General features: G+C 40.9%; 21 protein-coding genes and 1 other RNA gene. 15 read left to right on the top strand and 7 right to left on the bottom strand.

Going from position 1 to position 23,562, the window contains the following annotated elements:
• The first annotated feature begins 57 nt into the window (after nucleotides 1-57).
• The gene (locus MSKOL_RS14710) at nucleotides 58-654 is read left to right on the top strand and encodes an S-layer protein domain-containing protein (RefSeq protein WP_231592264.1); all 597 of its coding nucleotides are present in this window, start codon (nucleotides 58-60) and stop codon (nucleotides 652-654) included.
• Between the two features lie 309 nt (nucleotides 655-963).
• Here MSKOL_RS14710 and MSKOL_RS14715 read toward each other — a convergent pair whose 3' ends face one another.
• From MSKOL_RS14715 to MSKOL_RS14735, 5 genes are all read right to left on the bottom strand, one after another.
• Nucleotides 964-1,923, bottom strand: a complete 960-nt coding sequence (locus MSKOL_RS14715) for a coiled-coil protein (protein ID WP_048122149.1) — start codon at nucleotides 1,921-1,923, stop codon at nucleotides 964-966.
• A gap of 31 nt (nucleotides 1,924-1,954) precedes the next feature.
• Nucleotides 1,955-2,578, bottom strand: a complete 624-nt coding sequence (locus MSKOL_RS14720) for a hypothetical protein (RefSeq protein WP_048157355.1) — start codon at nucleotides 2,576-2,578, stop codon at nucleotides 1,955-1,957.
• A gap of 122 nt (nucleotides 2,579-2,700) precedes the next feature.
• Nucleotides 2,701-2,991, bottom strand: coding sequence for a DUF424 domain-containing protein (locus MSKOL_RS14725; protein ID WP_048122153.1), 291 nt, complete (start codon nucleotides 2,989-2,991; stop codon nucleotides 2,701-2,703).
• Between the two features lie 183 nt (nucleotides 2,992-3,174).
• A complete protein-coding gene (locus MSKOL_RS14730) occupies nucleotides 3,175-5,277 on the bottom strand; it encodes a minichromosome maintenance protein MCM (protein ID WP_048157357.1) in 2,103 nt (700 codons plus the stop codon).
• Nucleotides 5,278-5,398: 121 nt separating this feature from the next.
• Nucleotides 5,399-6,157, bottom strand: a complete 759-nt coding sequence (locus tag MSKOL_RS14735) for an RNA methyltransferase (protein ID WP_048124142.1) — start codon at nucleotides 6,155-6,157, stop codon at nucleotides 5,399-5,401.
• Between the two features lie 615 nt (nucleotides 6,158-6,772).
• On the opposite strand from MSKOL_RS14735, the gene MSKOL_RS14740 reads away from it, so the two are divergent.
• The 10 genes from MSKOL_RS14740 (at nucleotide 6,773) to MSKOL_RS14785 (ending at nucleotide 18,140) form a co-directional block, all read left to right on the top strand.
• On the top strand, nucleotides 6,773-7,156 hold the full coding sequence (locus tag MSKOL_RS14740; protein ID WP_048157359.1) for a ferritin family protein: 384 nt from the start codon (nucleotides 6,773-6,775) through the stop codon (nucleotides 7,154-7,156).
• Between the two features lie 673 nt (nucleotides 7,157-7,829).
• The gene (locus tag MSKOL_RS14745) at nucleotides 7,830-8,507 is read left to right on the top strand and encodes an NAD(P)/FAD-dependent oxidoreductase (protein ID WP_048157360.1); all 678 of its coding nucleotides are present in this window, start codon (nucleotides 7,830-7,832) and stop codon (nucleotides 8,505-8,507) included.
• Between the two features lie 801 nt (nucleotides 8,508-9,308).
• Entirely contained in the window at nucleotides 9,309-10,088 is a 780-nt protein-coding gene (hdrE, locus tag MSKOL_RS14750; RefSeq protein WP_048122162.1) for a dihydromethanophenazine:CoB--CoM heterodisulfide reductase subunit HdrE, read from the top strand.
• 4 nt (nucleotides 10,089-10,092) lie between these two features.
• Nucleotides 10,093-11,322, top strand: coding sequence for a dihydromethanophenazine:CoB--CoM heterodisulfide reductase subunit HdrD (gene hdrD, locus MSKOL_RS14755; protein ID WP_048157362.1), 1,230 nt, complete (start codon nucleotides 10,093-10,095; stop codon nucleotides 11,320-11,322).
• A gap of 107 nt (nucleotides 11,323-11,429) precedes the next feature.
• Nucleotides 11,430-12,065, top strand: coding sequence for a DUF116 domain-containing protein (locus MSKOL_RS14760; protein WP_048157364.1), 636 nt, complete (start codon nucleotides 11,430-11,432; stop codon nucleotides 12,063-12,065).
• Nucleotides 12,058-12,687, top strand: a complete 630-nt coding sequence (locus tag MSKOL_RS14765) for a DUF116 domain-containing protein (protein WP_048122169.1) — start codon at nucleotides 12,058-12,060, stop codon at nucleotides 12,685-12,687. Before MSKOL_RS14760 ends, MSKOL_RS14765 begins: the two co-directional genes overlap by 8 nt.
• 311 nt (nucleotides 12,688-12,998) lie before the next feature.
• Nucleotides 12,999-14,153, top strand: a complete 1,155-nt coding sequence (locus MSKOL_RS14770) for an NAD(P)/FAD-dependent oxidoreductase (protein ID WP_197078774.1) — start codon at nucleotides 12,999-13,001, stop codon at nucleotides 14,151-14,153.
• A 413-nt stretch (nucleotides 14,154-14,566) separates the two neighbouring features.
• Nucleotides 14,567-15,691 (top strand): geranylgeranyl reductase family protein, encoded by a 1,125-nt coding sequence (locus MSKOL_RS14775; RefSeq protein ID WP_048157368.1) that lies wholly within the window; start codon nucleotides 14,567-14,569, stop codon nucleotides 15,689-15,691.
• A gap of 18 nt (nucleotides 15,692-15,709) precedes the next feature.
• Nucleotides 15,710-16,834: a geranylgeranyl reductase family protein gene (locus MSKOL_RS14780; protein ID WP_048157371.1), complete on the top strand. Its 1,125-nt coding sequence runs from the start codon at nucleotides 15,710-15,712 to the stop codon at nucleotides 16,832-16,834.
• A 130-nt stretch (nucleotides 16,835-16,964) separates the two neighbouring features.
• A complete protein-coding gene (locus MSKOL_RS14785; protein WP_048157373.1) occupies nucleotides 16,965-18,140 on the top strand; it encodes a geranylgeranyl reductase family protein in 1,176 nt (391 codons plus the stop codon).
• 138 nt (nucleotides 18,141-18,278) lie between these two features.
• Here the strand turns inward: MSKOL_RS14785 and rnpB are convergent.
• Nucleotides 18,279-18,636: RNase P RNA component (gene rnpB / locus MSKOL_RS18975), an RNA gene on the bottom strand.
• A gap of 325 nt (nucleotides 18,637-18,961) precedes the next feature.
• Here rnpB and MSKOL_RS14790 point away from each other — a divergent pair.
• The 3 genes from MSKOL_RS14790 to MSKOL_RS14800 are packed head-to-tail and all read left to right on the top strand — an operon-like array spanning nucleotide 18,962 to nucleotide 21,760.
• Nucleotides 18,962-20,101 carry a methanogenesis marker 9 domain-containing protein gene (locus MSKOL_RS14790; RefSeq protein WP_048157375.1) on the top strand — a complete coding sequence of 380 codons (1,140 nt, stop codon included), beginning with the start codon at nucleotides 18,962-18,964 and terminating at the stop codon, nucleotides 20,099-20,101.
• The gene (locus MSKOL_RS14795; RefSeq protein WP_048157378.1) at nucleotides 20,088-21,134 is read left to right on the top strand and encodes a triphosphoribosyl-dephospho-CoA synthase; all 1,047 of its coding nucleotides are present in this window, start codon (nucleotides 20,088-20,090) and stop codon (nucleotides 21,132-21,134) included. The genes MSKOL_RS14790 and MSKOL_RS14795 overlap by 14 nt, the downstream gene beginning before the upstream one ends.
• On the top strand, nucleotides 21,131-21,760 hold the full coding sequence (locus MSKOL_RS14800; RefSeq protein ID WP_048157380.1) for a DUF447 domain-containing protein: 630 nt from the start codon (nucleotides 21,131-21,133) through the stop codon (nucleotides 21,758-21,760). Before MSKOL_RS14795 ends, MSKOL_RS14800 begins: the two co-directional genes overlap by 4 nt.
• A gap of 135 nt (nucleotides 21,761-21,895) precedes the next feature.
• On the opposite strand, the gene MSKOL_RS18895 is transcribed toward MSKOL_RS14800, so the two are convergent.
• Nucleotides 21,896-22,375: a hypothetical protein gene (locus MSKOL_RS18895; RefSeq protein ID WP_052725530.1), complete on the bottom strand. Its 480-nt coding sequence runs from the start codon at nucleotides 22,373-22,375 to the stop codon at nucleotides 21,896-21,898.
• A gap of 195 nt (nucleotides 22,376-22,570) precedes the next feature.
• Between MSKOL_RS18895 and MSKOL_RS14810 the strand changes: the two genes are divergently transcribed.
• A complete protein-coding gene (locus MSKOL_RS14810) occupies nucleotides 22,571-23,290 on the top strand; it encodes a dihydromethanopterin reductase (acceptor) (RefSeq protein ID WP_048157382.1) in 720 nt (239 codons plus the stop codon).
• Nucleotides 23,291-23,562 lie beyond the last annotated feature (272 nt).

Consider the following 23,562-nt stretch of genomic DNA (forward strand, 5'->3'; position numbering starts at 1 on the left):
AAGGAAATTAAGAAGACAAACCTTGTTTCTGTATTTTTCTTTTTTTTCCTAATTTCCTTGTGCTTCTCAGTCTTTTACTCGATATCACCTGCTTTAGCTGCCACCGATAAAGAAAAACTTTCCATTATTCCTGCAGATGAAGAAAAACTTTCCATTATTCCTGCTGATAAAGACAGCCTTTCTATTATTGCTATCAATGGAGAGGAAATTTATATCAGGTCAGGTTACTCTCACAACTTTTTACAGGAGTATCAGCTTTACATAAAAGGTACGGATACCGAAGGCAAAAGAGTCTGGATTGAACTTAGCAGAAACGGAGTTTCCCTTCAGGATAGTATTGTTACTGAAGGCTCTCAATTTGTGTATTCTTATAACTCTACGGAAATCCTTAATCTTACTGTGGATACGATATACGAAGGAGCAGATGGAGTGCTTGTGAAGTTTTCACCTGTATACCAGTATCTTGACCCCAGGCTTCCTGTGCCTCAAACGCCAACCGAATCTTTTGACAATGCTTCGAATAATACATCCTCTTCCGCTGCCCCTGAACTGGAAACTCACGCTGAGGGCTTTGATATGCCTCTCTTCCTTCTTGGGCTTGGAGCCGTGCTTCTGGTAACAGGTTTCTTTGCAGGAAAAGGGAAGAAAAAATAAAATTTTTAACGATACAATGGAAAAATCGTTCCTTAGTTATGAATCATTATAATCCTTAGTTATGAATCATTATAATCCTTAGTTATGAATCATTATAATTAAGAAAAGAACTACGGACGGGGCGTTGTCTATGTATCAACGTATCATAATTAAGTTGCCATGACACCAGTTTCGGTCTCCGGCTTCCTGAGTTTTCAAGTGGCTCTTCGCGATTTCCTATGGATAAGACGATTTTCAGTTCAAGACCGCATTGGTTTTTATGAGCACAGTATGAGGATATCCATACAAAACATCGAAGAGCCTTCCAACTTACTCGTTGGAGAATTTAACATCCCCTTTTTCGATAAGGAGTTTAAGATCTTCAAGGCTCAAACGAGCGTTTTTCTGAAGCTTTTCGCGGGCATCGCTGTGTTTTTGGTTTACTTTAGTTTCTTCTTTCGTAAGCTGCAGGTCTTTTAACCTGTCCAGATATAAGGAAAGTTCCTTCCGGTTATTAGCAATACCATTCTTAAGCGGGTCAATTTTTTCTTTAATGGAGTTTATGTTTGTGATTTTATCCGTAAGCTGGGCATGATATGTATTTGCTTCTTTTCGGATTTCGTCTGCAGACTTGAAATTTTCGAGCATTTCCAGGTGGCAGGCCTGAGATCCGTCTGAGAGTGCCTGGATCTTTTCGTGGAGTTCGTCTCCCCTCTTATGGATTCCTTTTGACTCTTTATAACTTTCCTGGATTTGCGCGTGCAGTTCATTTGCCTTCTTTGCAGCTTGCAGACGTTTATTGAGGTCGTTCAGCTTCTGGAAGATTTTAATTTCCACTGCAAGAGGCAGTTCTTTATTAATAAAAGCGTCAATTTCGGCTTCATAAGCCTTTGTAAGGGAGTCCACGCTTCCGTGGGAACATTTATTGTATTCGTCCCGCTGTTCCTTGAGTCCCGCAATTCCTGAAAACAGTTCTTGCGTCTTTGAGTTCACGTCACTTCTTCTTCCCTTATACTCACCGATTTCTTTGTTAATCTCGTCCCGCTTGTCTCTTAGTTCCTGTGCTTTTGCAACCTTTTCCTTAACCTGATGGTTCAGAGAGTCTCTCTTTTCTTTCAGCTCGTCGATATCGGTCCTGTTAATCTTCAGTTCCTTAAAAATCGATGCCAACTGCCTTTCGCTTTTCTCTATCTTGCTCCTGAGCTCGTTTACCTTGCCCTTCAGCTCCCGTTCGCTAAGGTTTGAAAGGTCGGCCGTTGCAATTTCTGTGCTTGAAACGTCGTTGGTCATGTACTATCACCCGCGTGTTTTTGAAAAAGGGTTATATTTTCAACTTTTCCCAGTAATTTAGAGCTTCTTCGTGGTTCTTTATCTTGGTACTGAGCCATTTATGCTGGGATTTACCTTTAGAAATATCTTCACCTTTACTGCCATCATCCTCTGCAAGCTGTTTTTCAGACTTTATTATTTCTTTAAATTCAAGATTTGAATTCCTGGCTTCATCCATTCTGGAACCCACTAGCGAGAGAACATTTTCTCCAGGTCCGGCTGCCTGAATAGTTTCACGCAGTTTTTCCATAAATGAGTCTTTAAGTCTCTGCTCCTCTTCAGGTTCGATCTGCCCTTTGATTCTTTTAAACTCTTCCTTAAGTTTGTTTGCAGTAATCGGGTCCAGCTTAGGAAATATTTCTTTTTCAAGGAGTGCTTCGGTCTGATGGTAAAACTGCTGGCGTTTCTCCTTGAGGACTTCTTTTCTCTCCTCCATCTGGATTCTGAAATTCTTTACGTTTTTTACATTTTCTTCTACCTGGCTCAGCCTGCTGTCCAGCTCTCCAAATTCGTTTTTATATTCTTCCAGAAACCGTCTGTGTTTTTCCACAACTGCGGAGATCAGCTCCTCTTCTACCAGCACTCTGATTCCGGCTTCGTCAATGTTCTCAGTCACTGTATCACAATCTGCATTTTAGTTTATACATATGTTATCTATTCCGGTATATAATCAGCCCTGAAAACCAGTGGTTTGGCTTTCACTGACTCAGCCTCTCAAGGGATTAATTCACAACTGCATTAAACCCTGAAGATCTGGGCGTGAGGTACGCCGTCAATTATTATTACTGAATCCGGATCAATTAACCCGCATTTAATACCAAATTTGATTGTTTTTTCTCCAAAGATATTTGCAGTCGTAGCTTCTTCAAGGGCTTTCTTGAGTTCTTCTTCGGGAACGTGTTCCCCTTCATAAAAAGCCCTGCTGATCTCGACTACAGTACTGCCGTGTTTCAGGGTCTTTCCGAGCACTTCCTTATCGCAGGCTGCAACAAGCACATGCTCCCCATTTTTATAGATCTTTATATACATACTCTCCCTTTTAAATAGTATTGCCCTTTTAGTATTTACAGTTTAACCGTCCTCATATAATTGCTATGTATGTGTTATGTAGGTTTTTTTCGCGTTCCAAGGATCCGAAAAACAGATTCTGGAACTTTCAGCGCTTTGCTTCTTTCAGTTTAAACAAACCTTAAACTTAAACAAACCTTAAACTTAAACAAGCCTTATATGGTTCTGATCCGGAGAAAGCAAGTCTCCTCTTTGCTTCATTTTCTTAATATTCTCTTCAGCATGAACCCTGTTTATTCCGTGTTCGTTTTCAGCTATAGCATAAACCTCTTCGAGAGGAGCTTTAGCTCCCGGATGCTTCTCACTTACCTTCTTAATTATATCTCTCAGGATTTTTATCTTGTTTCTCTGGCTCATGCTTGTACCAGATGCAAGTATATCTGCATCAAGGGCTCCGGTTTCGGGGTCAACACCTACGTTTTTCAGGCAATTCATCACAATTTTGATAGTTCTTTTTGCATCTTCAAGCGTGACTGTATTGCTCAGGCGGATTCTTGCACTTGCTTCCGAGAGGCGGACAAGCGCTTCAAGTTGCCTCGCAGTTACGGGCACAGGGGTGTTTTTGCTCTCTCCGGTTTTTCTGAGATCCGTATAGAAATTTATGAGATGAGCTCTTGCATCCTCCTCCATTACAGGAAACACATTTTTCCGGGAATATGCAACGTATTTTCTCATGATTTCAGGCTGTATGACAGGTTCGATTACTTCCATTTCGGCTTCGACAATATCTTCCGTAATAGGGGATCCAGGAAGGTTTTCCCGCTGCTCGAAGAGTTCTCCTGCATAGTGAGACTGCAGGATATGGTTCGCAATTTTGGTGTCGAGGGTATGGTCAGGAGTATCGAGCAAAACAAAGATAAGATCAAAACGGGAAAGCAATGCAGGAGGCATGTTTATTTGTTCTGCAAGGCCTTCATACCGGTCAAAACGTCCGTATTTTGGATTTGCAGCCCCCAGGAGAGCACAGCGGGACTTAAGCGTAGCAATAATTCCCGCTTTGGCAATACTTATGGTTTGCTGTTCCATTGCCTCGTGCAGGGCACTTTTATCCTCAGTTTTCATTTTGTCCATTTCATCAACCGCAGCAATCCCCATATCAGCCATAACAAGGGCACCTCCTTCTATTGTCCATCTACCGTCATTGAGGTCATCTTTTACGGCAGCCGCAGTTAAACCGCTTGCTGATGCACTTCTCCCTGAAGTAAAAACGCCTCTTGGGGAGAGTTTGACAACATAGCGCAGGAGCTGGGATTTTGCAATTCCAGGGTCTCCTACAAGCATAATATGTATATCGCCTCTTATTCTGGAACCGTCAGGAAGATTTTTCACAACTCCAGAAAACAATTGAAGGGCAAGAGCTTCTTTTATGTCCTCGTAGCCGTAGATAGAAGGCGCAACAGAACTAACAATTTTGCCATATATTTCAGGATCACGGGAAAGTTCAAGGATCTCTTCTTCGTCTTCAGTAGTTATTTCAAGTTCGTCGTAATCCTTATCCAGTTGCTCTATGGAATTTGCTTCAAGCACAAGGTCATAAAAGGTAGATTTCCCATCTTTCAGAGTGCGCTGCCTTGATTTCAGAATTCCGTTAATTATAACCCTGTCTCCGGGGGTGACATTTCCTGTCAGGTCATCTTCAGAGTCCACCTCAAGGCTCTGGGGCTGTGAACCTCCTTTCAGGTTTTCGGGTGATTCCTGGATCTGCAGTTTCTGCGCATCGATAAAGGTAGACTCTTCTATCCTTATCTTAAAGGGCCCTTTCTTTCCACAACTCTCGCCTTCACAACCTGCGAAGGGCTCCTCGAATCTGAAGCTGTTTTGGTCTACAAAAGTAATATATCCACACCTGAGGCACTCAAAAGCAGCTTTAGTAATTCTTGGTCTCACCTCAGTTGCTTTCCTTATCATACCCTCAATTGCAATAAAGCGCGCGAGGTGCTTGCTTCTTAACTCTCTTATAGGTATTCGGTTTGGGATTCTTATTACCCTTACGTGAGCCTCTTCCAAGCTTTTTTCTACAGGAAGGTCAATTTCTTTCAGGGCAACTTCAGCTGCCATTATAAGTTCTTCTGGATGGTCAAGAAACTCTTTTGAAAGCTCTCTGTCAAACTTCTCTATATCCGTAAAATCTACGCTAAGGCTTCGCTGATCCGGATATTCGTTTGCAAGCTGGAGGATTTCATTCCAGTAGTAGTCTTTAAAAAACCTCTTTAGCTTTTCATCCCACTTGCTTTCTGTTTCGGTCATATCATTCTCAATCTGGCTTTAGGCAAAATTTTTATTTGTCGTTACGGTTTTCTGTCTAAAAAAGGATGAAAAAAAGTAATAATATGTATCACAAATTCTGATGTAAAAACAGGGTTTATTCTCATATGAACTTTTCTATGCTGGCCGAAGCTTCTGTTTCCTGGCCCTCAGGCTCGTTTAATTCGTATCCCATTTTTCGTTCGGTTTTTCTTATTATGCCCCTTAAAGTTTGAACTTCCCTGGGGGTTAACCCTGCCCTTCCGAATATTCTCCGCAACATCAAAAAAGTTTTGTCTTTTTTATGAGGGGGATAATCGATTTCCTCCAGCAGTTTTTCCATATGCTCGTATAAAAGCTGGAGATCAAACCCATCAGCAAGCGGACTGTTACCTCCTTCCAGCTCCGAGAGTTCGTAAAGCACCACTGCAACGGCATGTGATAGATTCATAATCGGATATATTTCAGAAGTTGGAATCGTAAAAAGCATATCAAAACTTTTTAGCTCATCGTTCCGGAACCCTGTGTCTTCGCGCCCGAAAAGAATTGCAATCGTGCCGCTGCAATCTTTCAGCCTCTCTTTGAGCTCTCTGGAAGTATAGAGTGGAAGACGGATGTGTTCCCCGGTTTTCAGGCTTGCTACCCCTGTAGTTCCTATCCTCAGGTTTGCGCCTTTCACAGCCTCTTCAAGCGTTGAGACAATTCTTGCTCCTTCAAGGACATCTCTTGCATGCGATGACATGGCTCTTGCTTCTCCTTCGAGTTTACAGGGATTTACAAGCACCAGGTCACTATATCCAAAGTTCTTCATTGCTCTTGCAACAGATCCGACATTTCCCTGATACATGGGCTCTACAAGTACTACACGAATCTTAAGTGACAAATTTCTCAATCCTTTTTTAAAGTCAGTTTTCAAGTGTGATTACATCTTCCACACAGACAGTCACACACATTCTGCATTGTATTTTTACAGCCTGTACATTTTTCTCATCAATATATATTTTCATGCAGATTATTTTCCGTGTGTTCCGGTTTCATTTGGTGTGCTTTGGTCTTATTATGTTTTGGTCTTATTATCTTCTGTTTTACTGTTCTTCGGTCTAATTGTGGTTATTTCGGTTTTATTGTCATTTCTTTTTCCTATATTTCAGTCCTTTCCTGTTTTAGCTTTTGCTTTTTTGTTTCTTCCTTCTTTGTAGTTTCTTCACTGTTTGAATTCAGAAATATTATCTTTCCTCACGTTACTCCTAAATATATTAGTCTTAAGTTCGATTAGCCTTAAGTTCACTGATGAGATCGAAAGATGAGATCGAAAGATGAGATCGAAAGATAAGATCGAAAGATAAGACCGAAAAACGAGATCGTAAGATAAGATCGGAAGATCAAATCGCCGGGTCCATTCTGGTATTGACCTCAACTGTGGCTAAACCTTAAATTCAAAGACTGCTCTATGTTTAAACTATAAAAGTGGTTATTTTAAAAAAGAAATGGTGATTCAATGACTCTTGAAGATATTCTAAAAAACACATTTAAAGGAGAGACTACTGAAGTTGGCTGGTATCTCGCAATGTCAAAGATTGCTGAGCGGGAAGGATTTCCGGATGTCGCGGTTTACCTGCGCCAGATCGCCATGGACGAAGCCTGGCACGCTACCGAGGTAGCTGAAATTCTGAGACTTGTAAAAGAAACAACTCTTGAAAATCTGGAAATGATGTTTGACGGGGAGAGTAAAGCCGAAATTGAGAAAGCTGAAGCTGCAGAATTAGCCAGGAAGGAAGGCAATACAAAAGCTGCCCTTTTCTTTGAAAAGGCATCTCTGGACGAAGCCAGGCATAAAGCAGGGCTTAATGGATTTCTGGAAAGAATGAGAAAACAGCAATGAGAAAACAGCAATGAGAAAACAGCAATAAGAAAATAGGATCCTTTGATCCTTTTTCCATATTTTAAGTTATTGAACTGGTATTTTTAACTGCTAACTATTTTTTATCGCTAATTACTCTGCTTGTCGTAATCAGGTTGGTTAATTCGTCCAAGATTTTAAGATTTTATTCCAATTTTGTGAATTATATAAAGTTCTGTAGAGCTATGAAAAGCTGAATTACGCCAGACATACTGTTTTTATATTTTCAGCAATATACATGAAGTTTTATATTATTTCGAGTAATATTACCTCTGGGTCTGAAATATGTTCCTGGATTCTAACATATTTAGTCCAGAAAAATGGGGGAATATCGGATTCTTCACCTTCTGTATGGGGGTCTAATTTCAGGGGGAGCTGAATCAGGACTTGCTATGTCTGCCAATTGATTCAGTAATTGATCGGCTCTGATCTATGAATTTAGCTTTTGCTTCCGAGTTTCGACACCGGTCTCAGGTCAATTAGGTCAAATAATTCTATCAAAACCTCAGGCAAGTAGCAATAAAATTGTGAAACAGACATCGAATTAAACAAATTTTGAAAATAAATACAATCGAACAAATTTGAAGTAAAGATCAAACTAAACAATCCAAGTAAAATATGAATGAATCAGTGAAGTTGGAGGAGTGTATAATATATGGTAAGTCATGAGTATGTGAAAGGAGATCTTCCCGAAAAAGCTGCAATTCTGCAAAGAGATGGAGAAACATATGCAATTGCTCCACATATTCCCGGAGGAATCGTATACCCGGAAACTCTTAGAAAAATAGCTGACATTGCAGAAAAGTATGGAGCTGCCGCCCTTAAGATTACCTCGGCCCAGAGGATTGCAATTGTAGGGTTAAAAGAAGAAGATCTGGATGCAGCATGGGGAGAACTGAATCTAAAACCCGGAGCTGCTATAGGACTCTGTGTCCGCAGCGTTAAAATTTGCCCTGGAACTACATTTTGCAAGAGAGGCAAACAGGACTCAGTAGGTCTTGGATTAAAACTTGATGAAAAATACCACGGGATGCAGCTTCCTTCCAAATTAAAAATTGGGGTTTCCGGCTGCCAGAATTCGTGCTCCGAACCTATTATAAAGGATATAGGGCTAATGGGTACAGCAAAAGGCTTTACTTTATCCGTCGGGGGCAGTGCAGGGCCACGTCCGAGACTTGGTAGCGTAGTGGCAAAAGACCTCACCGAAGAGCAGGCTCTGGATCTTGTTGAAAAAATAATTAACTTTTATAAAAAATACCCCAAGCCAAGAAGAATCGGAGAAGTTATTGACGAGATCGGGCTTGAGAAATTCAAAGAAGAAGTGGGGTTGTAAAAAGCCTTCTTAATTTGGCATGAAAGTTCTTCCAAGTACTTTCATTTCTTTGTGCCTGTGATTAGAGAATTTCATGTGCGTTTTGAGAGGCGCTTTTTACATAAACCAATATTTTTCGACAAGCACTTTTTGAAAATGGTTGGGACAGAACCGTTGACCCGCAACTGTCGCGCTGTTTGATCACAAACCGTTGCGCCGGTTTATCACAAACCGTTGCGCCGGTTTATCACAAACCGTTGCGCCGGTTTATCACGCCGATAGGGTTCGGGGATAAGGCAACCAAACTCAAATGTTTCGCGAGTTTTCGATCAACATTTTTTTTAAAAAGGGTTGCGGGCAAGCAGTTTTTTGAAAAGGATTTTTGAAAAGGATTATACTTTACTTTCCTTACTTTCCTTACTTTATTTACTTTCTTTTTTCTGCACTTTTACTTTTTACTTTTTTGTCGCTTAATTTCTTACTTTACCGTCCAAAAGAATTCTACGAATGTTTCGTATACTATTTGTTTTATAATTTAACTATAATATATTATACTTTCACTTTTTACTTTCCCGTTTGATTACTTTCACTCAACTCATTTTTGCGACTCAGTGGGCTTTTTAATCTGTTGATTAATAAAGATAATGTTTAAATATAATAGATACAAACACTAACAGACTATACAAACCTTATGTAGACAGTCGCTACGGCTATCATTCTGTCTTTACTATCATTGATGTTCTGTAACATGACAATTGTAAAAGCAGTATTAATTCCCAGTTTTTGGTCCATACATAGGAGGAATAAATTATCATTGAGGAAATGCTTTATTTTTCTGGGCTCTCGGATGCACTAAGGCTGACGTTTGTCCAGGTAATGATAATGGCTACATTAGCCTTTGTTATTTTCATATACGGTCTGATTGTCGCCTTCCAAAAATGGGGAACAGGAGTCACAGGTTATGCTCTTGAGCCTCAGGAAGGAAAAAAAGGAAGTGCAATCACATTCTTAAAAACCTGGTGGAAACAGGTAACAGAAGAATCTCATCATCATGGAACGCCTATTCTGGAGATTCTTATACTTGATATTGTCTTCCAGAGAAGAATTCTCAAGAGAAGTCCTTTCCGCTGGATTATGCATCTATGTATTTTTGGGGGTTGGATGACCCTCTTTGCCCTATCCGGACTCATGTTTACAGTTGAAATTACCGAAAAGATCGGAATTGAACTCCCGTTCACTCCTGACGTGTTTAGAGAATGGCTCTCTATTCCGAACTATGTCTTCGGGTATATTCTACTTATCGGAGTCCTTATAGCAATAGTAAGAAGACTATTTGTCTCTGAAGTCAGGGAAGCTTCAATTATGTACGATTGGGTCTTAATCGGAGTAATTTTCATAGTTACTATTTCCGGTTTCCTCGCCGATGGAATTCGAACAGGCTTAATCTGGAGCTTTGGGCTTGACCCCGCAGCAGCACCACCGGCCGCTCTCTTCCACTCCATATTTTCCCTGCTCTTCTGTATCGCATTTATACCATATAGTAAATATATTCATGTAATCGCCATACCGCTTGCACTTCTTGCAAACAAAGGAGGCGAATAAAAAGATGGCAAAACGTACCCCTTCAATCGATACGAAGAATCTTACCGCAGTCCAGCTCATGGAGCTTGATGCATGCGTTCGCTGTGGTGAGTGTGTAAAATGGTGTCCGACTTATGCCGCTTCCGGCGGAAAACCAGGATTAGCTCCAAGAGACAAGATCCTGCGCTGGAGGCAGTACATGAACAAATCCTATGGAATTAAAGCAAAACTCTTTGGTCCACAGGAAGTTTCTCAGTCAGAACTTGAAGAATTTAAAGATGATGTCCATGGCTGTACGACATGCGGTGTCTGTGCAACAGTTTGTGAAGCAGGTATTAACACTGTGGAACTCTGGGAAGCTATAAGGACAAATCTTGTAAAGAAAGGTATAGGTCCTTATGGGAAGCAGAACGCGTTCCCAAAACTTGTTGGTCAGTACCATAACCCTTACATGAAGGACCAGAAAGACAGACTTGCCTGGGTTCCCCCAGACGTGAAAATAGAAAACAAAGCAGAAATTGTCTATTTCACTGGCTGTACTGCAGGGTACAATCAGCTCGCTCTGGCCTTTGCAACATCACGTGTGCTCAACAAGCTGGGCATTAAGTTTACCATGCTTGGTGAAGAGGAATGGTGTTGCGGCTCAGCCCTTATAAGGACAGGCCAGGTGCATGTCAATGATGTTGCCCGTGAACTTGCAAGACACAATGTAGAGTCACTCCAGAAGAAAGGTGCTAAAAAGGTTCTGTTTGCATGTGCAGGCTGTTTCCGTGCTGCAAAGATCGACTGGCCTAGGCTTCTTGGCAAAGAACTGCCTTTTGAGGTTATTCACATTACACAGTTCCTTGCAGACCTTATAAAAGAGGACAAGATTAAATGGGAAAAGCCTATCAACAAGACGATTACCTATCACGACCCCTGCCACCTTGGCCGCCACGTTGGAGTCTTTAATGCCCCCAGATATGTGCTTTCCCATATTCCTGGTGTTAAGTTCGTTGAAATGGACAGGTCAAAGGAATTCCAGCGCTGCTGTGGAGCTGGCGGTGGTGTAAAAGCAGGAATTCCTGACCTTGCTGTGGCAATGGGAGAAGCCAGAGTTAAGGATGCTCTTGAAACCAATGCAGAGATCCTCTCGAGTGCGTGCCCCTTCTGTAAGAGGAACCTCTCGGATGGTCGTGACGCCCTCAAATCTGATATTGTTGTAGAAGATATAATTGAGCTGGTTGCAGAGGCTCTTGGCCTTAGCACCTCATAAGCGTGAAAAGGAAGGCTGGATTTCCAGCTTTCTTTATTCTCGTTTCTTTCTCTCTTTTTATTATTAGATAGCAAAACTTAAATATCGATACTTACTTCCCCTTGAACATGTATATCCCTTACGAATTTCTAGGAAAAATATTCATATATCTGGTTATTTTTGCTCTCGCAGGAACAGGGATCGCCCTGCTCATAGGGGCATATTCCTTTAAAAAACGCAGGATAATTTTTCCGGGGTTCGTGCTGTTTACACTTTATCTTTTTTATTCCCCTTCTAAATTATTGTGCAGATTTTTTAGAATCCGGGAAAATCTCGTAGATGATATTCTTATTGATTTAAGAAACGCCATAATGTTGGATCGCTTTGTTCACACAAAAGAAAACAGGGTTGTGTTCCTTCCTCAATGTATGAGACACCCGGAATGCAGGGCAAGGTGTGACCCTATCCATGGTTATGAGTGCAAACGATGCGGAAAATGTGACATTTCAAAGATATATGAAGCTGCAGATATGTACAATTTCAAGGTTTTTATAATCCCTGGGAGCAGCTTTGTCAAAAAGATCTTCAAGGAGTACAGGCCCCAATCTTGCCTGGGTGTGGCCTGTTACAATGAGCTTGCAGAAGATATGCAGGAAGTATCTTTTATCCCTGTGCAGGGTGTTCTTCTCCTTCGGGATGGTTGTTTCAATACCAAAGCTGACGTGGAAGAAATTATCAGAAAAATGGAGATGTGCGATGTATAGTTTTATAGGAAAAGCTCTGTTTTTTACCATAATTTTTTCGGTTTTGATCTCGATATCTGCTCTCCTGGTGAGTCGAATCAGCCTGAAAAGAAACGTATGGCTTGCAGGTTTCTTTTCAAATGTACTTGATTTTTTTTATTTACCTATAAAATATTTCTTCTGTAAGTTTTCAGACCCACGAATTCTGGACAAATGGATAGTATCTTTGAAAAACATAGCTAATGCATCAGATTTCTCAAAAACCAAAAATCGCATAATTATTGTTCCGCACTGCGTGCGTTCATTAGATTGCCCTGCGCCGTCAACAATTTTTGGAATTCAATGCCGGGACTGCGGGAAGTGCATTGTGTCTCAACTGAGAAAAGATGCCGTAAAATATGGATACGACTTATATATTACCACCGGCTCTTCGGCTATCGGAAACATCCTTAAAAATAAACCTGCCGATGGTCTACTTGGAATTGCATGTAATTATGAAATAAACAAAGGAATGTGCGCTTTAAATGGGAAAAAAGTTGTGACTTATGGCGTTCCTCTGTTGAACGATGGTTGTTATAATACGATAGTGGACTATGATAAAGTAATTGAAACGCTCAAACGTTTTGATAAAAAGAAAATCTAATTCAAATATTCAGCTCTGTAAAAAGACAGTGCGCCCAATTTTATCAAAAATTTGCTCGATATCCTGTATCTTCTTTTTATCTCCTTGTAATTCTCTTCATCATTTTTTGGCCTGGTTGTTGTTTTCTCAGACACGATCGGCTTTTCAAGGTCAGCCTCAAATAAAGCACTGTAAATCTATCTGAAAAAAGTACACTTTAAGCTCTTATTAACAACTAACTTTACACAGTTAGAGACTATTCGCATTTTTAGTAAAATCTTTGTAAGATTGATAACTATTATATTCAAACTTCCACTTTTATAATGATTTATATGAAAAAATATGATGTGATTATTATTGGAGCAGGACCTGCAGGGTCGTCTGCAGCATATATGTTAGCTAGATCTAAAATTAATGTACTTGTTATTGACCGATATCCTTTCCCACGTTATAAACCCTGTGCAGGGGGCTTAACTGTAAAAACATTCAAATCTTTTGATTTTTCGATTTCAAAGGAAGTAAAATACAGTACAAACAATGTTGTAGCCTCATACAAAAACAAGATATTTCATAATATTTCAGGTAATAAAACACTTACTAAAATGGTTGAGAGAAAAGAATTTGATAACTTCCTTATTAAAAGGGCTGTTGATTCGGGAGCAACGTTTCTTGATGGAACGAAGGTCACTGAAGTTGTTTGGAAGGATGGGGAATTCAGTGTCAAAACAGAGGAGCAGTTTTTCCAATGTAATTATTTGATTGGGGCTGATGGTACTAACAGTATTGTTAATAGAACATTTAACATTGTTGAAAAAGATCTTTACGGTTTTGCAATCGAAATTAATTGCCCTTTAAGCAAGGATAATATTGGTAAATTTAATATGACTTTCGATTTCGGAACGATTCCAAATGGTTATCTGTGGATTTTCCCTAAAGACCAATATGCTTGTATTGGAGCCTATACAACAAATAGAAAAATGAAAGATATCCAAAAATATCTTTTTGATTATATTGAGAGTCTTGGGCTTGTACCCGAATCTAAAGAACTTAAAGGGCATATTATTCCTTATTATGGAATCTACTATAAACAACCCGATTTTCCATGTATTCTAGTCGGAGATGCTGCAGGCTTTGGAGAATATTGTACCGGAGAGGGTATTTATTATGCAGTAAAAAGTGGCATCATTGCTGCTGAGGTGATTTCTTCAAGTATTAAGTCGGGAATTTTTGAGTATCGAACACTACAAAGAAGATATCAAAAAGAAATTATTCGAGGTTTGAAGTTAGCATATCATATAGGAAAATTTTTTTACAGCCATCTACCTCTCTCATTTAATCTTTTGATGTCTTATTTACTTGGAGGTATTCTGTATGAATCTGCTTCCAGAGGCTTTACGTTTGATCAATCATTTTCGAAAATCCATGTTATATTATCAAGCTTACTACTGAATAAATCCCATATTTCTAATAACAAGTATTATAAATAAATTTAAAACGATGAAACTGTCACATCAAATAAGACTAATGATTTTCACTGATTCCTCATTACAGAGGAATAAGCACAGAGTAGTTCTCAGATGTAAGTTTCATAACTTATTATTTGGGAAGTTTCCATATTTAATTTATATATAGTATATTAATTATTTATATCTTTAAATATTTTCGAGACCTCATTGCTTTGAGCAATAGCAAGTCGTAAAAAGACAGTAGTTGATGAATTTTCTAGTTTATCAAATATATATAGCTAAATTTAAACAATAAAATCAATCTTTATCGAATAATTAATATTGAATCCCGTCTAATGGCAAAAATTACACAATAATTATCCTGTTGCGTGACAGGGTAATATAGCCATCTGGTGTTTTTCATGACAGAGTAATATAACCGTCTGGTGTTTTTCATGTATGACGTAATCATTATTGGAGGTGGTCCTTCTGGATCTTCGGCCGGAAGAAGAGCAGGAAAACTTGGACTAAAGACACTGCTGCTTGAGAAAGAAAATTTTCCCAGATACAAACCCTGCGGAGGCGGGCTCTCAGAGCATGCTATGTCTTATCTCGATTTTGAACTTCCTGAGGATATTATTGAATGGGAAGTTACAGGGGCAAAGGTTATTTTCAAGGATCAATCAGTAAACGTACACAAAGGCCATCGGGTATTTGCGCTAGTATCCAGGAACACATTTGACACTTTCCTTCTTGAAAAAGCAAAAGAAACAGGAATTGAAGTCCATACCGGGGAAAAAGCTCTGTCTTGCAGAGAAATGTCCGACTTTATTGAAGTGGATACCAGGGAGGAGACATACCAGGCAAAGTTTGCGATAATTTCAGAAGGTGCTCAGGGACTCGTCAAAACCTGTGTGCGCCCCACGGATAATAAAGACGAATATGGAATTTGCCTTGTTACTGAAATCCCTGCTGAAGAAAGAGAAATTGAAGAACGCCTGGGAAAAACCTTAGAACTTCATTTAGGGGTTGCAAGAGGTGGATACGGCTGGATTTTCCCTCACAAAACCTATTATTCTGTTGGAATCGGCGGAGTTGTCAAAGACTTCTCGCATCCTAAAGAATCCATGCTTGAGTTCCTTAAGAAAAATGGATTTTCCGGGGATTATAAACTTCACGGACACAAGATCCCCTGGGGAGGGCTTAAGCGAAAAGTGGTGGGTTCAAGGGTCCTTCTAAGCGGAGATGCTGCCGGATTTGTAGACGCGTCTTCAGGTGAGGGGCTTTCCTATGCGATTCGTTCAGGGCAGTTAGCGGCTGAGGTAATTGCAGGAATTTGTCTGCAAGGCAAAAATCTGAAAGATTTGAACGAATATAAGGCTCTCTGCCGGGCTGAGTTCGGAACTCATCTTAAATATTCCCTTATTTTGTCCAAATTAATCCATAGTTTCCCAGAAAGATCTTTCAAAATGTTTATAGACAACAGAGAAATCCTGGATAAGTATCTTGAGGTTATGGATTTCAAGATTGATTATAAGGATTACCTGCGCTGGGCACTCCTGAATTTTAAACTCAGGTAATTTCGAAGGTGTTTGGATATGTATGATCTAATAATAATTGGAGGAGGACCTTCAGGAGCCTCGGCTGGTAGGAGAGCAGGAAAGCTTGGCTTAAACACACTATTGCTTGAGAAAGACGAATTTCCCAGATACAAACCCTGTGGAGGAGGACTTTCAGCTCATGCTATTTCTTATCTTGACTTTGAGCTTCCTCGTGATGTCATCGAGTGGGAAGTCACTGGGGTGAGGGGTGTTTTCAAAGATCAGACAATTGAAGTGCACAAGGATCACAATATATCTTCGCTGGTTTCTCGAGCTGTTTTTGATAACGTCTTGCTCAAAAAGGCAAAAGAAACCGGAATTGAAGTCCATACAGGAGAAAAGGTTCTGAGCTGTAAGGAAAAAACTGAGTTTGTGGAAGTAATTACAAAAGAACAAACTTATCAGGCAAAATTTGCTATTGTTGCAGAAGGAGCACATGGGCTCCTTAAAACCTGTGTCAGGCCTGCAGATACCAGAGAGGAATACGGGATATCCTTAGTTGCAGAAATCCCTGCTGAAGAAAGAGATATTGAAGAGTACCTGGGAAAAACCGTTGAACTGCAGTTAGGGGTTGCTAGTGGTGGATATGGTTGGATTTTTCCTCATAAAACATATTATTCCGTCGGAATTTTCGGGGTTGCCAAAAATTTTCCTCATCCGAAAGCTACAATGATTAATTTCCTGAAGGATAATGGCTTTACCGGGGATTACAAATTGTCTGGACATAAAATCCCCCTGGGTGGTATTAAAAGGAAAATTACCGGTTCCAGAGTTATTCTCATTGGAGACGCTGCTGGATTTGTAGACGCTTTTTCAGGTGAAGGATTAGCCTATGCCATTCGCTCAGGGCAGTTTGCTGCCAATGTGATTGCCGAGGTTTATCAGCAGAGAGGAAAAATAAAAGACCTTCATAAATACGAATCTGTTTGTAAGGCAGAATTCGGAACTCATCTTAAATATTCCCTTATTTTTTCCAGGTTAATCCATCGTTTCCCAGAAAGGTCTTTTAAAATGTTTATAAACAATAGCGAAATCCTGGATAAATATCTTGAGGTTGTGGATTTCACGATTGATTATAAGGACTACTTGCGTTGGTCCCTCCTGAATTTCAAACTCAGGTAACAGATAAGATAACTTTTTCAGATTTTGTTCTTTCTGCGGTCTTTTTATCGCTCCAGCCTTAATATATTTTAAGGGCAGATTATTCTTATCTGTATATAGCTGCACTTATTCCATAAGCGGGTGTCTTAGCATGTATGATCTGATCATAGTAGGGGGAGGACCTTCAGGAGCATCGGCAGGACAGACAGCTGGGAAAAGGGGCCTTTCAACCCTTCTAATTGAAAAAGAAAATTTTCCGAGGTATAAACCCTGTGGAGGGGCTCTTTCTTCTTATTGTTTATCTTGCCTGGATTTCAAGCTGCCTGAGTCCATAATCGAGAGAAATATCCCAAAGGTGAGAGTTTATTTCAGGGACCAATTTATTGAAGGAATAAAAGAAAATAACCTGGCCATGCTGGTTTCCAGAAAAGTCTTTGATAATTTTTTGCTTGAAAAGGCCAGGGAGACTGGAATTGAGATCCATACCAAAGAAAAGGTTCTTGATTTGATTGAAAAAGAAGATTGCGTTGAAGTCAGAACCACGTATAATACCTATCTGGGGAGGTTCGTTCTTATTTCAGAAGGTTCCGGTGGAGTCCTTAAATACAAGGTAAGGTCGAGAGATACAAAAATAGAATATGAACTGGGCCTGGTGTCGGAAATCCCTGATGACGATGAAGTAATAAATAACCGGTTTCCAGACACTATAAACATTCATTTTGGGATCGCGCAGGGAGGTTATGGCTGGATCTTTCCCCATGCCGGATATTATTCTGCAGGAATTGCATGGACAGCTCAATATCTTGAGCATCCGAAAAAAATACTGCTGGATTTCCTGGAGGAAAATGGCTTATCAGGGGACTTTCCGGTTCGTTCCCATATTATCCCCACAGGCGGGATAAAAAGAAAAATCCTCAATTCAAGGCTGCTTTTGAGCGGGGATGCTGCCGGATTTGTAGATGCTTTTACTGGAGAAGGTATTTCATACGCTATCCGGTCAGGACAGCTTGCTGCGGAGACTGTTGCCGATCTTGTGATGTACAGCCAGAAGTTAAGTAGCCTTAAAGCCTATGAGTCCGCCTGCAGACAGGAATTCGGGAATTATCTTGCCAGTTCACTTAAATTGAAGAAAATACTGAATCGTTTTCCTGAAACTTCTTTCAAACTGGCTGTTAGCAACGGGGAGATCCTTGATAAATATCTGGATGAGGTGATAACCAACAGGAATCATAAAGACTACGTCCGCTGGTTACTGCTGAACTTCTGCCTGACTGAGCCTGTATCCAGAATAAAGTCTCTTACACTGGAAGGAAACGATAAGGATTGATTTAATAAAATAGAGGCAAATAAAGGAAATTGGAGTAACAGAAGAGCAAATAAATAAATGAAAATCACGGAAAAACAAATAAATAAACCGGGATAAAGAAAAAACGAGTAGAAAAAATAGAGAAAAGTAAGTTTATGCGAGTGAGGCACGTAAGCTCCCTTCTGTTCCTGCAAAGATTTCCTGCCACCCATCAGTGGAGAAAATGGTCCTGATGACTCTTGCAGTGACGGCATTCGGCTATGCGTTTCCAAAAACAACCGGGAGAGTCCGGAATTCTCTTTTTCCCGATTTCCAACTTGCACCCACGAGGATTCGCCGTTTCATCCATTTATCCTGAGACCTCAGCTTCCGCATCATCGCACTTTCAGGGGATGGTTCTCGTTTCTGTGCCAGGGCCCGGGCTCTCGCCCGACATCCTTTACAGATATTCGTGTATCCGGAGCGGTGGGGAGACTTTCCTCAGACCCAAAGGCCCGTCAGCCGTCCAGCCTCTCTCGCATATTATCTTTTAGTGACCTCCATATATTTTTCTAATTATATATATTTTTGGGATGCCTGAGCTGAAAAATACTTTTATTTAATATTACGACATTTATTTCCTTCTCTGGGAGGTTACAGGTATGCCCTTTCCTCATAGTTTATATAAATTTTGTGTGTTTAGAGTGCGTCCAAATATTAATATATATGCATTATAATTCGTAAGTAATGGATAGACTTTTTCCATCTTCAAGACTTGTCCGAAAAAAGCTTATCGGTAATTTAATATCGGGCAGTAGCTATAATTCTTTTCAGTTTGCAGGCTTATTTTTAAGAGGTAAAACATGAGTGATTGTTTGTTCGATTTGCATATTGGATATGTTCGTTTTAAAAACCCTATTGCACTGGCGCCTATGGCAGGAACTGTCGATAGTGCTTTTGCCAACCAGTATGCAAGCAATGCCGGGCTGGTAATTCTTGGGGCCTTTAACCTTGATAAGGCTTCAATAGCTGTTGCTTCAGCCCTCGTAGCCCGGGGTAGAAAAGAGTTCATTTCCGATGAACCTATGGAGCTTATAAAAAAGGAAATCCGGGCAGTAACGTCCGGAAGTGCCGTAGCTGTAAATGTCAGGAGTACTACACTTGAACCCCTCATTGAAGCTGCAAAAATTGTCAAAGAAGAAGGAGCAATCCTTGAGTTAAACGCTCACTGCAGACAGCCCGAAATGCTCGAAGCCGGACTGGGAGAAGCTCTTCTCCACGACATTCCAAGGCTTTCGGCGTGGATCAAGGCAATAAAAGAAACCGGAGTTGTGCTTTCAGTAAAAGTAAGGGCAAACGTGGTTAATGATATCGAACTTGCAAGGATTATCGATAAGGCAGGTGCGGATATCATACATGTTGATGCCGAAATGGAAGGTTTCGGTGCCGATCTTGATGCAATCCTTAATTACAGGGACGCTACAAGGCTCTTCCTTATCGGAAACAATTCGGTCAAGGACTTTGAGGCAGCAAAGGAGATGTTTACCCGAGGAGCCGATATGGTCTCCGCTGCCAGGGGAGTCCTTGAAAATTCCGGACTTATACAGGAACTGGTGGAAAACGTTACCTCTTACCAGCAGTCAATAGGCTGGTATAATGCTCCTAAGCACGTTTGCAGCGAAGGGGACTTCAGGGGACTGGCTTTCTGCTGCCTGCCTGTAAAACCCTGTCCTGTACATGAAAAGTTCCAAAAACTGGGATATACGGCAGAGGAGTTTGCCAGGACAAAGTTTGACTTTGCGAAAGGCACAATGCTTGAATACGGAGAGGACACGTGCTTTGGAAGCCTTGTATGGTGTTGTAAAATCACCAAACCCTGCTGGATCAGAGACGGAGTGTTAAACACAATTGGGCTCTCTGATTCAGAATACATGAAGCTTAAAAAACAACTGGCAGATTACGTACTGGATCATGCCAGAATTCCGGTAAATGAATCCCATTAATACTGGTTTTACCTGCCAGATACCTGGACTGGCAGAAAACCCACATATTTCAAATCTTATTGCCCGTTGTGCCCAGTTAGCTATGCTACTTGAGGTTTCAGCCTCTCCAAAGCCAGGAAACGTCGATCGGGAGCATAACTATCCTGATACCTGCTTTGAGCATTTTGTAGCGTCTTCGGTAAGTGTTTACCCTGTTCTCGAACTGGCTGCAAGAAGCAGGAATGGTATAGGTGCACTTATCAGAAGTGCTGTTTGCGAAAGTTCTGCCTGGCAAAAAGGAGGGAATACTCATTTCGGCGCCTTTCTGCTACTGATCCCTCTTTCAATGGCTGCAGGCGAACTCTTGAATTCCTGCGAAAAACCCCCTGATAAGCTCTTACCAGACGAATTCGAAGCCCTTGCTACACATGCACATGCATTTGTTCAGGCAACAGATAGTGAGGACGCTGTCGAGTTCTACAGGGCTTTTGAAGTCGCAGGGGTCAGAGTTAACAGTGTGGATGAGTTCAGCCTTGGAGATCCGGAGTCAACAGCCGAATTAAGGGCCCAGGAAGTCACCCTTTACGAGCTTATGGATATCGCCAGGGGATATGACCTGATTGCAAATGAATGGGTTACGGGCTTCGGACGCTGCCTTGAGGGAGCAAAAAGCATAACTGATTTCATGCAGGCTCAAAATCCTGGAGCCGAGAATTCAGTTTCGAACTGCTCAGGCACAGGTATCAACGAAGCTATAGTATATACCTTCCTGAAACTGCTGTCCCGGCACAGGGATACTTTCATTGAGACCAAATTCGATAAAGATACTGCAGATTATGTTTCATCAAGAGCAGGCGGGATTCTCTCTGCCTGGGAGGAGGTTTCAGGTAATACTGAATCTTCAGGTAATACCACCAGAGACTTTGCAGCTCTGCTCCCTGCTGTACAGGAGTTTGACTCCGAACTTCTCAAGAAAAGAATCAATCCGGGCTCCACGGCAGATATTATTATTGCAGGGCTTTTTATTGCCCTTCTTGGAGGACTACGTTTTTGAAGAAATTTGATGAATCCGGAGATAACTGTAAATCAGCTATCGACATCTCTAAATACGGGATTCTGGCAGGTATCTCTGAGACAATCGTAAGTACGGGGCTTGATACTCCAAATGCGGCCCCTATCGGGATTATCAGGAGAAACCAAAAGACCTTTGTCCGCATTTTCAAAGGCAGCCAGACCGGGGAAAACCTGGTCCGGCAAGGGGTTCTTGTAGCAAACGTGGTATATGACCCTCTGCTCCTAGTACGTTCCACCTTTTTCGACATCGAATCTTCCGAATTCGATTTTGTGGATATTGGCGGGAAAAAGTTCCCTGTCCTGAAATCGGCCATTTCCTGGGTGGCTTTCAAGTGCACCAACCTCAAGAATATGGAACAGACTGTGGTGTCTGACCTCATCCCGCTCGGGGCGGGCTTTTGTGAGGCGAACCGGGGAGCGACTCCGGCCCCTAACCGCGGTTTCAATGCCGTACTTGAGGCTACTGTCCATGCAACCCGCTATCAGCTATCGGGAGACAAAAAATACCTCGAATGGATAATGCACTACGAGAGCCTTGCTTCCAGATGCGGGGGCGAGAGCGAAAAGAAAGCTATGAAATTGCTTTATGAGGTACTGGGGATATAAATTTTTCTTTAAACTGTAATCAGATCACTATAGAGCTTATATTTCTCTGTCTATAATCGATTATCCTTTCCCTTTTTGTCCTCTCGTATTCAGTTTAAATGGTAGAATACTTACGATAATATGTTTAGTGAGAAGTTAGTATGCTCTTGTTTTGTATATCATCTCTTTTAAGTTGGAAGCGATTATTGAACGTAGATGCTCTGTTGTTCTGTAAAAATGTATCCTCATAGGTGCAATATCAAAATGGATTTTTGTTCCTTCTTTCGCAATGAGCAAGATATCCAATGGCTCATTACCTACTCCATGAGCGTATCCAAGTTCATAGTATACATTTGGTCGTTCTTGAGTTAGATCAAAAATGATGAATTCAGCTTCTTCAATTAATTCGGTTATTTCTTTTATGATTAATCCTGATCCAATATTTTCATCTACTCTTCTAGCGTTTAATCCAAGCTTCGAACATTCGTCTTTGATAGCAGAATATTTCTCCTTGACATCTTCACCAAGAAATGGCATGGCAACAAAAACGAGGTTTTGTTTAAAACTTCCTTGATCATCAGGATCATAATCTGGTTTTTCAAATATCTCATCCATAAATGTATGTCCTCGACCCATCGCTTTTCTCCGAAAATCTTGAGTGTGATTATTCCATCGTGAATTCATAATCTACTAACAGAAATAATAGAAACTCGATTTATTTATTACTTCCGTGCTTATTTTCCAGTGTTTTTCCCTGAAATTATTTCAGGACTAAACAAGCTACTCTTTTTTAGAAAATTATATTATCCCCCTCGGGCATGACTTCTTTCCATGAGTTTTCAGAGAATTGCGTGGGGCATTACAGGTGCCGGGCATTTCCTGGACCGCAGTTATCAGGTCTTTAAGGAAATCAAGCTCAGAAACCCTGAAATTTCCGTAAACACGTTTGTTTCGAGGGCTGGAGAGGAGGTACTGCGCATGTACGGGCTTGAGCAAAAACTTGTTCAAATCTCCGGCGGGGACTACCTCGAAGAAATCTTCCGGGAAAGTGAGCAGGGTTCGAGTTCTCCCAAGGTCGGGCGCTTCGGTCTTGACCGATATGATGCCCTATTTGTCACGCCTGCAACCTCAAATACGGTTTCGAAAATCGCTTATGGGATTGCGGATTCCCTTGTTACCAATGCCGTTGCCCAGGCTGTAAAAGGAAGAGTACCTGTTTATATCGTGCCTGTAGATATTGAAGGTTCAATCATATCCGAAATGCCCTATAATATTGACAGAAAACAGTGTAAGCATTGCGAGGACTGCCCTCCAAGAGAAAACTGCCCTCAGGGTGCAATTACTGAAAAAAACGGTTTAACAGACCAGATTGATCTTCTGAAGTGCAAAGGCTGCGGGATCTGCAAGGAACTCTGCCCCTATAAAGCCATCAAAGGCGGGCCTGTGGAAGTCCTTGTCCGGGATGTGGATATGCGCAACGTTGAGATTGTAAAAAGCTTGCAGGGGATTACCGTGCTTGAAAGCCCTGAAAAAATTCTGGATTTCTTTTGAATTTTTATCAAGACTTTTCAAACAAGCCTTTTCAAAAAATGCTTGAGAACAAACCTTTTGAGAAAAAGTTTGATCGAAAACCCACCTAAGCAGCGTTTGAATTTGCTTTCAAAGATGAGTGATTTTACGTTATCCTGCGGCTTTATCTGTGTATGCCTAACAAAAGAATAATCCTGTCAATAACGATTAGATCAAGATGGCAGAACATTAAGATGGCAGAACATTAAGATGGCAGAACATTAAGATGGCAGAACATTAAGATGGCAGAACAT

This window comes from Methanosarcina sp. Kolksee, from assembly GCF_000969945.1.
Classification (GTDB): Archaea; Halobacteriota; Methanosarcinia; order Methanosarcinales; family Methanosarcinaceae; genus Methanosarcina; species Methanosarcina vacuolata.